Here is a 14,237-nt window from a genome sequence, read left to right on the forward strand (position 1 = left end):
GAATCCGCAGGACCGTGTCGCGGGACCGATGAGTTGCGGGCGCCGGTGGGGTCTGCCCTGATGTCAGCAGACCCCACCGCAAGGAAGCAGGCACCGCCATGGGCAAGCTCACCCTCACCGCGTTCGTCAGCATCGACGGAGTCCACCAGGCGCCGGGCGGTCCCGAGGAGGACCCCAGCGGCGGCTTCGACCAGGGCGGCTGGAGCGTTCCCTTCGGTGACGAGGACTTCGGGAACTTCGTCGTCGACAACTTCTCGCGCGTCGACGCGTTCCTGCTGGGCCGGCGCACGTACGAGATCTTCGCGGGCTACTGGCCGAAGATGACCGACCCGGCCGACCCGATCGCCTCCAAGCTGAACGCGCTGCCCAAGTACGTCGTCTCCTCGACCCTCACGGAGCCCGCCTGGGAGGGCACCACCGTGATCACCGGCGACCTCGGCAAGGAGGTCACCGCCCTCAAGGAGCGCACCGGGGGCGAGCTCCAGATCCACGGCAGTGCCTCCCTCGCCCAGTCCCTGCTGGCGCTCGGCCTCATCGACACCCTGCACCTGATGACCTTCCCGGTCGTGCTCGGGGCGGGCCGCCGCCTCTTCGCCGACGGCGCGCTGCCCACCGCGTTCCGCCGGACCGGCGGCACGATCACCGGCTCGGGGGTCACCGTCAACACGTACGAGCGCGAAGGCCGCCCCACGTACGGCAGTTACTAGCTTCGCGGCCCGCTCATGGCGACGCGGCGCGGGTGGGAGTGATCCCGGCCCGCGCCGCGTCGGCCGCTCCTCGGCCTTCGTGGGGTCAGCCGAGCAGCTTGCTCGCCAGCGTCGAGGCGTTGTACGAGCCCCATCCGCTGGTGAAGTCCCATCCGGTGGCGGCGGAATAGGCGCCGTTGCTGCCGCTGGTGACGTCGTGGAAGCCGGTGCCGTTGGCCGTGTACAGAGCGGGGTTGGCGAACCCGAGGTTGGCCTTGCCGGCCGCCGCGGCCTGCTGGTTGTACAGCGCGGCGAACGCCGCCCACTCGGGCGCGGCGGCGCTGGTGCCGCCGACCGAGGTCCAGGAGCCCTGCGAGTAGACCGAGACACCGGGGCTCGGGTTGGCGTGGGCCGAGACGTCCGGCACCTGGCGGAAGCCGCCGCCGGCGCTCTTCTGCACCGCGGTCTGCCAGCTGGGGATCTTGAAGACGGAGGACTTGCCGCCACCGCCGCCGGACCAGGCCACCTCCTTGCTCCAGGCGTTGGACGAGGTGACGGTCAGCTTGGTGCCGCCGACACCGGTGACGTACGGGTCGCTGGCCGGGAAGTCGACGGCCGTGCCGCCGTTGCCCGCGTCGTCGGAGCCGTCGTCGCCGGAGGCCGCGTAGAAGCCGAGGCCCTGGGCGGCGCCCGCCTTGAAGACGGCGTCCACGGCGTTGATGTTGGACGTGGTGCGCGCGCTCTCGGCGGCGCCCCAGCTGATCGAGGTGGTGGGGATCCCGCTGTCGACGATGGCCTGGTAGGTGTCGACCTCACCGGCGTCGGAGTTGGGGCCCTCGAAGACGGTGACGTTCGCCTTGGGCGCGATCGCGTGCAGGACCTCGATGTCCAGCTCGACCTCGACCTGGCCGTCGCCGAGCGCGCCCGAACCGCCGTCCACCTTCTGCACCGCCGGGGTGGGGGAGCCCAGGCTGTAGTTGGTGTCGTACTTGGTGATGTTGGACTGCTGGAAACCGTCGAACTCGATCAGCGCGATCTTCTGGCCGCTGCCGGTGTACGTGCCGGAGACGTTGTAGCCGCCCTTGAGCTGGGCCGGGGTGTAGCCGCCGCCCGGGCCGTTGTGGGGGGTCACGGTGGAGGGCCCCTGGTGGCGCAGCTGGGCGCGGTTGTTGAGTCCGGCCACGTCGCTGACGAGGGAGGCGACGGCGGCCGGCAGGGTCGGCGCCGCGTCGTTGGCGTAGAACGAGCGTCCCGAAGCGCCGTCCTTCCAGGTCGACAGCTTCGTACCGAAGGCCTTCTCCAGCTGGGCCGCGGTGCCGCTCGCGTCGACCAGCAGGTTCCCCGAGTGGACGGCGGTGACGGTGAGCCCCTGCGCCCGCAGGTAGTCCTTGAGCCGCTTGACCTCGGCGTCGGTCCGGCCGAAGCGGGCGGCGAACTGGTGCTTCGTCAGATAGTGGCCGTACGAACTCGACCGCGGGTTGCTGACCTTCGCCACGAAGGTGTCAAGTGCCTTGGCGTCTCTGGGAGTCAGGCTGATCGCCACCGATATCCGCTTCCCGGCGGCGACCTTGCCGGTGCGGGTCGCGTTGCTGTTCAGGCCCTTCAGGACATCTCCGGTGACGGCGGCGCGGGCCGGGTGCGGCTCGGAGGCGCCGACGGCGTAGGCGGTGGGGACGGCGGCGGCGAGCAGAGCCGGCGCGGCGACCAGGCCGACCAGTTTCAGGCGTGACTTCACTGAGGTCCTCCGGAGAGTGGGGGTGATGTCCCGAAACGGAACTGCTTCAACGTAGGAACATCAGCCCCACCCGCATAAGCGGGGGAACCCTTGCATCACGTGTTAACTGCTGATGTCACGTCAACGGCGTGTGTCGAGCGCACGGGGAATCCGCAGGGCGCCGGACTGACTGATCGTCACTGTTTGCGCAGGCGGCCTCACTTGGTCGTCCTCGCCGGCATCCACCGCCGCGCCCGAAGCGATCACGGCGGCCGCCATCGCGTGCGCCAGCGCGGTGCGCGAGCGGACGCCGAACTTGCGGTAGACCCGCGACAGGGCGCCTTCCACCGTCTTCACGCTGATGAACAGCTCGGCCGCGACTTCCCTGTTGGTGGCACCGCCGCCGACCAGTCCGGCGATCCTGGCCTCCGTGGGGGTGAGTTCGGGCCCGTCCGTGCCCGGCTCACCTCTGCGCTCCCCGGCCTCCAGCCGCGTCAGCTCCTCCCTGGCCCGCGCGGCGAGCGGAGCGGCGCCGATACGGGTGGCGGTCTCCAGCGCCTCGGCGAGGGCCGTCCGCGCCGCGTTCCTGCGGCGCCCGCGACGCTCGACCGCGCCGAGCGCGATGAGGGTGCGCACCAGCTCCACGGGCAGCGGAAGCCGGCGCAGCAGCTCCACCGCGGCACGCAGCCGCAGCGCCCCCTCCTTCGCCCGCCCGAGCCCCGCCTCACGCAGCCCCTCCGCGCGTTCGAGAGCCGCCAGTACGCTCCCTGGCGCGTCGCCCGACACCCGCGCGCGGGCCTCGCCGATCACCGCCCCGGCGGCGTCCGACTCGCCCAGCACGACCAGCGCCTCGGCCAGATCGCCGTACCAGCGCAGCAGCGGCGGATCGGCCGCGGACATGGCCTCGCCGAGTTCCTTGACGCGGTGCAGCGCCTCGACCGCCGCGGCCGCTCCGTGCGGGTCGCCGGGCAGCAGCTGGGCCTGACCGAGCACCGCGAGCGCGCGCAGCAGGAACAGCCGGTCGCCGTCCGCCTCCGAGGCCCGTACCGCCTCTCCGGCCAGCCGCCGGGCCTCGTCGACGCTGCCGCCCGCGGTGGCCGCGAGCGCCGCCGCGTACAGCGTCGGAGCCGCCTGTACGCCCGTCTCGGCCAGGGCGCGCGAGCAGCGGGCGGCGGTGCGCAGCGCCTCACGGCAGTCCCCGGAGCGCACCTGGATGCGGGTCAGCGCCACCAGCGTCGCCATGACCTCCTCGACCCCGGCGAACTCGCCTATGTCCGCGAGGAGTCCGGTGACCTGCTCCCGGGCCTCGGTCACCTTGTCGGAGTCCAGGGCGAGGATCGCCCGCATCCGGATCAGCCCCCAGCTCTCCGGGCCGGCGTCGGCGCCGCCGACCAGGGCGAGCGCCTCCTCGAGCGCGGCGTCGGCGGCGACCGGCTCCCCGGCCAGGGACCGCACCCGGGCGAGGGTCGCGAGCGCCCCGATCCGGGTGTCCGTGTCTCCCGTCCGGGCCGCCTGCCGGGCGGCGCGCCGGGCGAACCGGGCCGCGTCCTCCAGCTCCCCGCACAACAGGCCGCGCAGTGCCGCCCAGTGGTGCATCCACGCCTGCGCCTGCGGATCGCCCTCGGCGTCCCTGAGGCCCTCCTGGATCAGATCGTGGGTGCCCTCCAGCGCCTGCCCGGCATTGCGCAGCAGGATCAGCCGGGCCCGTACCCGCTGCCGCGGCGCACCCGACGTGGCGAGGACGGCCCCGGCCACCTGGCCGGCCTCCTCCAGCCGACCGGCGTCGCAGGCGTAGTCGGCGGCCGCCAGCAGCCGTTCGCCGCGGTCCACGGGGTGGTCGCCCGGAGTGCGCCGGGCGGCGAACCCGGCCAGTTCGAAGGCGGCGTCGGGTGCTCCGTCGCGGCGTGCGTACGCGGCCGCGGACATCAGCGCGCGGGCGACGGACTCGTCCTCGTGCGGCTCGGAGAGGGCGAGGTGGCGGGCCTGTTCCACGGGCTCGGTGACCACGCGGGCCAGCAGGGCGTGTGCCTCCCGGCGGCTGTGCTCCGGGGCGTCGGCGTAGACGGCCGCCCGGAGCATCGGATGCCGGAAGCGTACGGTGCCGTCCGTGTCGACCGCCGCGACGCCTGACCGGTCGCCGTCCGCGAGGTCCGCGATGGGGTCCGCGCGGTGTACGGCGGGGTTCGCGGAGAGATCCGCGGCCGGGTCGGGGAGTCCTGCGGCCCGCAGCAGGGTGAGGCTGGGGCGGGCGGCGGCGCTCGCGACGAGCAGGGTGTGCCGTGCCGCCTCCGGCAGCGTGCGCACCCGGTCGAGCAGCAGGGCGCGCAGCCCTCGCGGCACGGGCAGCGCCCGGCCGGAGCCGAGGGGTGCTCCGCCGCGCAGTGCCTCCCGCGCCAACTCCGAGGCGTACCAGGGGTTCCCGGCGGCCGTGTCCTGAACGGCCCGCAGCAGTGCGGGCGGCAGGCCGGGCCCGAAGCCGGTGCGCACGAGGTGGGCCACCTCGTCGTCCGTCAGCGGGGGCACGGGAAGCGCGACCGTGCCCGGTGGGCAGCAGCGCAGTCGTTCGGGCTGCTCGCCCTCGGCCACCCGCTCGGTGGCGACGATCCGTGGACCGCTGCCCTCGACCCGGCGCGCGACGAAGGCGAGCACCTCGGCGCTGGGCTCGTCGAGCCACTGGAGGCCGTCGACGACCAGCAGAACGGGGCCGGTGGCGGCCAGGGTTCGCAGCACTTCGAGGACGGCGACGCGCACCGCGAGACGGCTCCGGTCGTCGGCCGGTTCGGGGCCGCGCATCAGCGCCGCCCGCAGTGCCGTCCGGGGCACGGGCGCCAGGGTCTCCAGGCAGCTCTCGGGGACGCGCGCGAACAGGTCGATGAGGCCGACGAAGGGGAGCCGGGCGTCCTCCTCCGCAGGCGAGCAGGAGAGCACCGTGCCGACAGGCCGTTCCCGCGCGGCCGAGGGCGTCAGGAGGGCGGCCACCAGCGTGGACTTGCCGATCCCCGGGGGACCGTGGAACAGCACCCCTGGACGGGCGGCCAACTCGGTGCGGGCGGTGTCGAGCAGCTCGCGGCGCCCGGTCAACGACCGTCCTTCCGCGGCGGCCGTACGTTCTGCGACCGGCGGGCGGCACCGGCCGTCCTCGCGCGTGCGGCACCCGGGTACGGGCGACGACGGACGCCGAGGGCGCAGCCGTCGGCTCGGTGGGCACGGCGGATCCCCAGGCATCGCGGCAGCATATGTTCATGACAACCGCCGCGGATTCGGCTTGTCAATGACGTCCGTCACGTGGCCGGCCGACGTCGCGGGATCTCCTTGCCCGGCTCGACCAAGGTCCGAACCGGGGCGACTCCGGCCGACTTTGGCCGACGACCGGGCTCGGCCCCTCCACTCCTGGGGGCGGATCGCGCTGCCGGCGTACGACGCGGGACTGCCGGAGGAGGACGGGCACTGACCGGGGGCCCCGCGCGTTGAGCGGTGTGACGAGAGGAGAGCCGTGATCGATCTGAGCGAGTACGGACCGGGGTTCGCCGAGGACCCCCATCCCGTCTACGCCGAGTTACGCACGCTCGGTCCCGTGCACCGGGTGCGGCTGCCGGCGCCGGACGAGACCCACGAGACCTGGCTCGTCGTCGGGTACGAGGAGGCGCGGGCCGCGTTGGCCGACCAGCGGCTGGCCAAGAACCCGAACACGGCGGGCTTCGTCTTCGTCGGCGAGGAGCTGATCGGCGAGCACATGCTCCTGTCCGACCCGCCGCAGCACACCCGTCTCCGGACGCTAATCGCGGGCGAGTTCACCGGCCGGCGGGTGGCGGCCCTGCGCCCCAGAGTCCAGGAGATCACCGACGAACTGCTCGACGCGATGCTCCCGCGCGGGCGGGCCGACCTCGTCGAGTCCTTCGCCTATCCGCTGCCGCTGACCGTCATCTGCGAACTGCTCGGCGTGCCCGAGCCGGACCGGGCCGCGTTCCGCGCGCTGTCCACCGAGACGGTGGCTCCCACCAGCGCCGAGAGCCATGAGAAGGCCTTCGTCGAACTGGCCTCCTATCTGAGTGATCTGATCGAGGACAAGCGGTGCGCAGGCCCCACGGACGATCTGCTCAGCGGGCTCATCCGCACCACCGCCGAGGACGGCGACCGGCTCTCACCGCGGGAACTGCGCGGCATGGCCTTCCTGCTCCTGATCGCCGGACACGAGACGACGGTCAACCTCATCACCGGCGTCGTCCGTTCCCTGCTCGGCCACCCCGATCAATTCGCCGCGCTGCGCGCCGACATGACCCTCCTCGACGGCACCATCGAGGAGACCCTGCGCCACGACGGACCGGTGGAGAACGCGACCTTCCGCTATGCCGCCGAGCCGCTCGACATCGGCGGCACGGCGATCGCGGCCGGGGAAGAGGTGATGATCTGCCTCACCGCGGCCGACCGTGACGCGGCGCGCTATCCGGCGCCCGACCGCTTCGACCTCCGCCGCGAGACCCGCGGCCATCTCGCCTTCGGGCACGGCATCCACTACTGCCTGGGCGCCCCGCTGGCCCGCCTCGAAGCCCAAGTGGCCCTCCGTTCCCTGCTGGAGCGGTGCCCGGACCTGGCGCTCGACGGACCGCCGAGCGGCTGGCTGCCCGGCATGCTGATGCGCGGCGTGCGCCATATGCCGGTGCGCTGGTGAGCGGCCCGGTGCCGGGTGGGGAGCGTCGCCCGCGCCGCGTACGGGGGAGATCACCGCGGAGCTGACCGGACCCGAGGAGAGCCACCGGCGCCGCCGGCGCTCCCGGCTGGAGTGAACCCGTCCGCCCGGCGGCCTTCGGCCCCGGGCGGACGGCGACGCGCGTTGCTCAGAGCCTGCCGCCCGGGATCTCCGCCGGGGAGACCGCGCGGCGCTCGCGTCGGGACAGTTCGCAGGCCTCGGCGATCCGCAGGGCCTCCAGTGCCTCGCGGCCGTCGCACGGATTGGCGCGCTCACCGCGGACCACCTCGACGAACGCGGCGAGCTCCGCTTCGTACGCGGGGCCGAAGCGTTCCAGGAAGCCCGTCCACGGCTTGTCCGCGGGCGGTGGCCCGGCCGGCTCGGTCGAGGCGATCGGCGTACGGTCGTCCAGACCGACGGCGATCTGGTCCAGTTCGCCGGAGAGCTCCATGCGGACGTCGTAGCCAGCGCCGTTCATCCGGGTCGCCGTCGCCGTGGCGAGCATGCCGTCGTCGAAGGTGAGGACGGCCGCGCCGGTGTCGATGTCGTTCGCCTCGCGGAACATCGCGGGCCCGGCGTCCGAGCCGGTCGCGTACACCTGGACGACCTCGCGGCCGCTGACCCAGCGCAGCATGTCGAAGTCGTGGATCAGACAGTCGCGGTAGAGCCCGCCGGAGAGCGGGAGGTAGCCGGCCGGGGGCGGCGACTGGTCCGAGGTCATCGCGCGTACGGTGTGCAGCCGGCCGAGCCGGCCGGAGCGCACCGCCTCGCGGGCGGCCGTGTATCCCACGTCGAAGCGGCGCTGGAAGCCCATCTGAAGAACTGTTCCGGCCGCGTCGACCTCGGCGAGCGCGGCGAGCGTCCCCGCCAGGTCGAGAGCTATGGGCTTCTCGCAGAAGACCGGGAGCCCGGAGCGCGCCGCCCGGCCGATCAGCTCGGAGTGGGCCGAGGTGGCGGCGGTGATGACCACCGCGTCCACGCCCCAGGTGAAGATCTCGTTCACGGTCGGCGCCGCCGTCGCGCCCAGCCGGTCCGCCAGCCGCTGGGCCCGTACGGGATCCGCGTCCGTGACGATGAGGGAGCCTCCGACCTCCCGGTGGCGGCTGAGCGTGGTCGCGTGAAATGTGCCGATACGGCCCGCTCCGATGAGTCCGATGCGCATGGAAACAAACTGGGGGGCGACCCGTCGCGCTGTCAATGGTTTGTCCGGACAATCGAACTTCACAACTTCCCGTCAACATGTCACGGGGCTACGCTCGATCCGTGGCCAAACCAGTTGTGGATCCGACCGTGTCGCTCCAGCTCGGCGTCGACCGCACCAGTCCGGTCCCGCTGTACTTCCAGCTGGCGCAGCAGCTCGAAGCGGCCATCGAGAACGGCGTGCTGACCCCCGGCAGCCTGCTCGGCAACGAGATCGAGCTCGCCGCGCGGCTCGGTCTGTCCCGCCCCACGGTCCGCCAGGCCATCCAGTCCCTCGTCGACAAGGGGCTGCTCGTACGGCGCCGAGGCGTCGGCACCCAGGTCGTGCACAGCCAGGTGAGGCGCCCCCTGGAGCTCAGCAGTCTCTACGACGACCTGGAATCGGCCGGCCAGCGCCCCGCGACCCAGGTGGTCCTCAACACCGTCGAACCGGCGTCCACCGAGGTCGCGGCCGCTCTCGGTGTCGCCGAGGGCAGCGAGGTCCACCGCGTCGAACGGCTGCGTCTCGCGCACGGCGAGCCGATGGCGTACCTCTGCAACTTCCTTCCCCCGAAGCTGCTGGAACTCGACGACGACCGGATGGAGGCCACCGGCCTGTACCGCCTGATGCGCGGCGCCGGCATCACCCTCCACAGCGCCCGGCAGTCCGTCGGCGCCCGCGCGGCCAGCGCCGAGGAGGGCGAGCGGCTCGGCGAACCCGCCGGGACTCCCGTCCTGACCATGCAGCGCACCACCTTCGACGACACCGGCCGTGCGGTCGAGTTCGGCACCCACATCTACCGCGCCTCGCGCTACTCCTTCGAGTTCCAGCTCCTCGTACGGTCCTGACGGGGCGGCCCCTCGTACGGTTCCGGCGCGGCGACCCGTCGTACGGTCCCGAGGCGCCTCACGCATCCCCGCGCGCCCACGGTCGCGGCCGTGGAACACCCTGCGCGTCGTTCGTGATTTGGGCGGATGATCCCAATGATCGATACTTGGCCGTTTGGGCTGGTACGAAACCGGCCACCAAGGGCCCGCCGGAGGGCCCCCGGGCCGGTCCTCACCGCCCGGTACACCAAGAGCACGGCAAGAAGGGCACGGCCTCGTGGCACGGACACGGACCTGGGTGGGCATCGCGCTGGCGGGGGCGCTGACGGCGTCCCTCGCGGGATGCAGCAGCACCGGGGGGAAGCGAGCCGAGGACGCCCGCAGAGCGGCGGCGGCCCAGGGGAGGGCCGCCGTGAACACACCCCGGTGGACCTTCGCGATGATCACCCACTCGGGCGACGGCGACACCTTCTGGGACATCGTCCAGAACGGCGCCGAGCAGGCCGCCGTCAAGGACAACATCAACTTCGTGTACTCGCACGACGACGAGGCCCAGCAGCAGGCTCAGCTCGTGGACGCGGCCGTGGACAAGAAGGTCGACGGCATCATCGTCACGCTGGCCAAGCCCGACGCCATGAAGGCCGCCGTCGCCCGCGCCCGCAAGGCCGGCATCCCGGTGATCACGGTGAACTCCGGCTCCGAGGAGTCCAAGGCCTTCGGGGCGATCACCCACATCGGCCAGGACGAGACGATCGCCGGAGAGGCCGTCGGCGAGGAACTGAACAAGCGGGGCCGCAAGAAGGCCCTGTGCGTCCTGCACGAGCAGGGCAACGTCGGCCACGAACAGCGCTGCGCGGGGGTGCGGAAGACCTTCGACGGGACCGTCGAGAACCTCTACGTCACCGGCACCGACATGCCCGACGTGCAGTCCTCCATCGGCGCCAAGCTCCAGGCCGACCGGTCGATCGACTCGGTCGTCACGCTCGGCGCGCCCTTCGCGGACACCGCCGTCAAGGCCAGGAACGACGCGGGCAGCAAGGCCGAGATCGACACCTTCGACCTGAACGCCAAGGTCGCCGCCGAGCTGAAGAACGGCACTCTCGGCTTCGCCGTCGACCAGCAGCCCTGGCTCCAGGGCTACGAGGCCGTCGACCTGCTCTGGCTGCACAAGTACAACGCCGACGTCCTCGGCGGCGGCAAGCCCGTCCTGACCGGACCGCAGATCATCACCAAGGACCAGGCCTCCGAGCTGGAGCAGTACGCGGACCGGGGGACCCGATGACCGCCACGGCACCCGCGCCGGCGCCCGGTCCCCGCACCGACGAGCGCCTGCTGAAGACCTCGCCCCTGCGCAAGCTGCTGAGCCGCCCCGAGCTCGGCTCCGTCGTCGGCGCGGTCGCGGTCTTCCTCTTCTTCGCCGTCTTCGCGGACAGCTTCGTACGGGCCGCGAGCCTCAGCACGGTCCTGTACGCGGCGTCGACCATCGGCATCATGGCCGTCCCGGTCGCGCTGCTGATGATCGGCGGGGAGTTCGACCTCTCCGCCGGCGTCATGGTGACCAGCTCCGCACTGATCTCCTCGATGTTCAGCTACCAGATGACCGCGAACGTCTGGGTCGGCGTGGTCGTCTCGCTCTTCGCCACCCTCGCGATCGGTGTCTTCAACGGCGTGATGCTGACCCGTACCGACCCGCCGAGCTTCATCATCACGCTCGGCACCTTCCTGATGCTGACCGGCATGAACCTCGGCTTCACCAAGCTGATCAGCGGCACCGTCTCCACCAAGTCGATCTCCGACATGGAGGGCTTCTCCTCCGCGAAGGACGTCTTCGCCTCGACGATCACCATCGGCGGTGTCGACTTCAAGATCACCATCCTGTGGTGGCTGGTCCTGGTCGCCGTGGCCACCTGGATCCTGCTGCGCACCCGCGCCGGCAACTGGATCTACGCCGTCGGCGGCGGCGAGGAGGCGGCCCGCGCGGTCGGTGTCCCGGTCGACAGGACCAAGATCGGCCTCTACATGGGCGTCGCCCTCGGCGCCTGGATCTCGGGCCAGCATCTGCTGTTCTCGTTCGACGTCGTGCAGTCAGGGGAGGGCGTCGGCAACGAGCTGATCTACATCATCGCGGCCGTCATCGGCGGCTGCCTGATCACCGGCGGCTACGGCTCCGCGGTCGGCGCGGCCGTCGGCGCACTGATCTTCGGCATGGTCGGCAAGGGCATCGTCTTCGCCGAGTGGAACCCGGACTGGTTCAAGTTCTTCCTGGGCGTGATGCTGCTCCTCGCGACCCTGCTCAACCACTGGGTCCGCAAGCGCGCGGAGGCCACGAAGTGACCACGGAGACCGACATGACGGAGGAACCCGCCGCCGCGCGACGCCCGGCGCTCGTCGAACTCGACGACGTCAGCAAGTACTACGGCACCGTCCGCGCCCTCGAAGGCGTCTCGATGGAGGTCCACGCGGGCGAGATCACCTGTGTCCTCGGCGACAACGGCGCGGGCAAGTCCACCCTCATCAAGATCATCGCGGGCCGGCACCGGCACGACGGGGGCACCCTGCGCGTCGAGGGCGAGGAGATCAGGCCGGCGTCCCCGCGCGAGGCACTGGACCGGGGCATCGCCACCGTCTACCAGGACCTCGCCGTCGTCCCGCTGATGCCGGTCTGGCGGAACTTCTTCCTGGGGTCCGAGCCCCGGAAGGGCTTCGGCCCGTTCAAGCGTCTCGACGTCGACCACATGCGGCGCACCACCCACGCGGAGCTCCTGCGGATGGGCATCGACCTGCGTGACGTCGACCAGCCGATCGGCACCCTGTCCGGAGGCGAGCGCCAGTGTGTGGCGATCGCCCGCGCCGTCCATTTCGGTGCCAAGGTCCTCGTGCTCGACGAGCCCACCGCCGCCCTCGGGGTGAAGCAGTCCGGGGTGGTCCTCAAATATGTGGCCGCCGCACGGGACGCCGGACTGGGTGTTGTTTTCATCACCCATAATCCGCATCACGCCTATCTCGTGGGTGATCGTTTCGTCCTGCTCAAGCGCGGCACCATGTCCGGCAGCCACCTCCGGGACGGGATCACTCTGGACGAGCTGACGCGCCAGATGGCGGGCGGGAGCGAGCTCGACGACCTGCGGCACGAGCTGGAGAGCCGGGGCGTCTGAGGGGCGCGGAACCGCGTCCCGGACGGCCGCGCGGACCGGCCGGGACGCGTCGCGGAGGCCGCACGCGTCACATGTGTCACGGCGCTTCCACGGTGCGGCCCCGGTGCGGCGTAGGGCAGAATCGGCGCGATGAGCACCTACCGCGACCTCGCGCTGCCCCGAGCGCTCGGCTCCGCCCGCGCGGGGGGCACCCCCATCGGTTCCGCGCGGGCCACCGTCCTGCGGACCGTGGGCACACGCGAGCGCCGTTCCCATCTGACGGCACCCCGCGTCCCCACCGTCGGCATCGACATCGGCGGCACGAAGGTGATGGCGGGCGTGGTGGACGCCGACGGCAACATCCTGGAGAAGGTCCGCGCCGAGACACCGGACAAGTCCAAGAGCCCCAAGGTCGTCGAGGACACCATCGTCGAGCTGGTGCTCGACCTGTCCGACCGGCACGACGTGCACGCCGTGGGCATCGGGGCGGCCGGGTGGGTGGACGCCGAGCGCAACCGCATCCTGTTCGCCCCCCACCTGTCCTGGCGCAACGAGCCGCTGCGCGACCGCCTCGCCGGGCGGCTCGCGGTGCCCGTCCTGGTCGACAACGACGCCAACGCCGCCGCCTGGGCCGAGTGGCGTTTCGGCGCCGGGCGCGGCGAGGACCACCTCGTGATGATCACGCTCGGCACCGGCATCGGTGGCGCGATCCTGGAGGACGGCCAGGTCAAGCGCGGCAAGTTCGGGGTCGCGGGAGAGTTCGGCCATATGCAGGTCGTGCCCGGCGGCCACCGCTGCCCGTGCGGCAACCGCGGGTGCTGGGAGCAGTACAGCTCCGGCAACGCGCTGGTCCGCGAGGCCCGCGAACTCGCCGCCGCCGACTCCCCGGTCGCGTACGGGATCATCGAGCACGTCAAGGGCAACATCGGCGACATCACCGGTCCGATGATCACCGAGCTGGCCCGCGACGGCGACGCCATGTGCGTCGAACTCCTCCAGGACATCGGTCAGTGGCTCGGCGTCGGCATCGCCAACCTGGCCGCCGCCCTCGACCCCTCCTGCTTCGTCATCGGCGGCGGGGTGAGCGCGGCCGACGACCTGCTGATCGGTCCCGCCCGCGACGCCTTCCGCCGGCACCTCACGGGCCGCGGCTACCGCCCCGAGGCCCGGATCGCGCGCGCCCAGCTCGGACCCGAGGCCGGCATGGTCGGCGCCGCGGACCTCGCGCGGCTGGTCGCCCGCCGCTTCCGGCGGGCCAAGCGCCGCCGCGTGGAGCGCTACGAACGCTACGAGCGCTACGCCGAGACCCGCCGCACCACGCAGCAGGAGTCGCGGTGACCGCCTCGCTCCCTCGCCAGGCCATGTCCCCGGACGAACCCCAGCGGCCCCCCGAGGACCCGCGCCACAGGTTCCGCCGCCGTGCCCTGACCCTGCTGATCATCGTGCTGCTCATCGGTGTACCGGCCGGCTATCTGGTCATCTCCGCCGACCAGAGCCGCAACAGCGGCAAGGACAAGGAGGCCAAGTACTCGGCGACCGGTCTCACCGCCGCCTGGCCCTCGCGCGTCCAGCGCCGCCTCTACCAGGTGCCCATGCCCGCCGACTCGACCCAGGTCGCGTACTACGAGACGAACAACTGGAAGACCAGCCGGCTGTACGTCCAGTTCCGCACCACCCCCGGGGGCCTCGACTGGTTCCTCAAGACCGTCGGCACCAGCAGATCCGCCCTCAAGAAGGACCACATCACCATCAACGACCGCAACCAGAAGGTCGTCGGCTGGGACTTCACGGGCGCCGGCCCCTGGTCGGGGCTCGTGCACAAGCAGAAGGACCCGGCACCGACCCAGGACATCGTGGTGAACGGCGTGGAGACGGACCACCCCATGGTGTACCTCGTCTCGCGCACGATCCCGTAGCCCGGGCGCGGTCCGTGGCCGCCCGCGGCGGCCGTGGGAGCCGATTGTCAGACCCCGCCCGTACAGTCGAAGACAAGTGATGCGACCGACGGG

At 72.1% G+C, this 14,237-nt stretch carries 11 protein-coding genes; 8 read left to right on the plus strand and 3 right to left on the minus strand.

Features of this window, described 5'->3' with window-relative positions:
• Positions 1-98 precede the first annotated feature (98 nt).
• The gene (locus ACZ4AA_RS23770) at positions 99-707 is read left to right on the plus strand and encodes a dihydrofolate reductase family protein (protein ID WP_467606057.1); all 609 of its coding nucleotides are present in this window, start codon (positions 99-101) and stop codon (positions 705-707) included.
• Between the two features lie 85 nt (positions 708-792).
• Here ACZ4AA_RS23770 and ACZ4AA_RS23775 read toward each other — a convergent pair whose 3' ends face one another.
• Together ACZ4AA_RS23775 and ACZ4AA_RS23780 are read right to left on the minus strand one after the other, a co-directional pair.
• Positions 793-2,421 (minus strand): S53 family peptidase, encoded by a 1,629-nt coding sequence (locus ACZ4AA_RS23775; protein WP_467606061.1) that lies wholly within the window; start codon positions 2,419-2,421, stop codon positions 793-795.
• Positions 2,422-2,541: 120 nt separating this feature from the next.
• A complete protein-coding gene (locus ACZ4AA_RS23780; RefSeq protein WP_467606065.1) occupies positions 2,542-5,481 on the minus strand; it encodes a helix-turn-helix transcriptional regulator in 2,940 nt (979 codons plus the stop codon).
• Between the two features lie 412 nt (positions 5,482-5,893).
• Between ACZ4AA_RS23780 and ACZ4AA_RS23785 the strand changes: the two genes are divergently transcribed.
• Positions 5,894-7,069 carry a cytochrome P450 family protein gene (locus ACZ4AA_RS23785; RefSeq protein WP_467606068.1) on the plus strand — a complete coding sequence of 392 codons (1,176 nt, stop codon included), beginning with the start codon at positions 5,894-5,896 and terminating at the stop codon, positions 7,067-7,069.
• Between the two features lie 166 nt (positions 7,070-7,235).
• On the opposite strand, the gene ACZ4AA_RS23790 is transcribed toward ACZ4AA_RS23785, so the two are convergent.
• Positions 7,236-8,249 carry a Gfo/Idh/MocA family protein gene (locus ACZ4AA_RS23790; protein ID WP_467606071.1) on the minus strand — a complete coding sequence of 338 codons (1,014 nt, stop codon included), beginning with the start codon at positions 8,247-8,249 and terminating at the stop codon, positions 7,236-7,238.
• A gap of 116 nt (positions 8,250-8,365) precedes the next feature.
• Here ACZ4AA_RS23790 and ACZ4AA_RS23795 point away from each other — a divergent pair, with 116 nt between their 5' ends.
• The 6 genes from ACZ4AA_RS23795 to ACZ4AA_RS23820 all read left to right on the plus strand — a co-directional run bounded on the left by ACZ4AA_RS23795 (position 8,366) and on the right by ACZ4AA_RS23820 (position 14,144).
• Positions 8,366-9,115, plus strand: a complete 750-nt coding sequence (locus ACZ4AA_RS23795; RefSeq protein ID WP_467606619.1) for a GntR family transcriptional regulator — start codon at positions 8,366-8,368, stop codon at positions 9,113-9,115.
• 256 nt (positions 9,116-9,371) lie between these two features.
• On the plus strand, positions 9,372-10,376 hold the full coding sequence (locus ACZ4AA_RS23800; protein ID WP_467606074.1) for a sugar ABC transporter substrate-binding protein: 1,005 nt from the start codon (positions 9,372-9,374) through the stop codon (positions 10,374-10,376).
• On the plus strand, positions 10,373-11,428 hold the full coding sequence (locus ACZ4AA_RS23805; RefSeq protein WP_467606078.1) for an ABC transporter permease: 1,056 nt from the start codon (positions 10,373-10,375) through the stop codon (positions 11,426-11,428). The genes ACZ4AA_RS23800 and ACZ4AA_RS23805 overlap by 4 nt, the downstream gene beginning before the upstream one ends.
• Positions 11,429-11,442: 14 nt before the next feature.
• A complete protein-coding gene (locus tag ACZ4AA_RS23810; RefSeq protein ID WP_467606081.1) occupies positions 11,443-12,249 on the plus strand; it encodes an ATP-binding cassette domain-containing protein in 807 nt (268 codons plus the stop codon).
• A 129-nt stretch (positions 12,250-12,378) separates the two neighbouring features.
• A complete protein-coding gene (locus ACZ4AA_RS23815) occupies positions 12,379-13,566 on the plus strand; it encodes an ROK family glucokinase (RefSeq protein ID WP_467606087.1) in 1,188 nt (395 codons plus the stop codon).
• A complete protein-coding gene (locus ACZ4AA_RS23820; protein ID WP_467606092.1) occupies positions 13,563-14,144 on the plus strand; it encodes a sugar kinase in 582 nt (193 codons plus the stop codon). The genes ACZ4AA_RS23815 and ACZ4AA_RS23820 overlap by 4 nt, the downstream gene beginning before the upstream one ends.
• The last annotated feature ends 93 nt before the right edge of the window (positions 14,145-14,237 follow it).

The organism is Streptomyces sp. NPDC024698 (genome assembly GCF_055559015.1).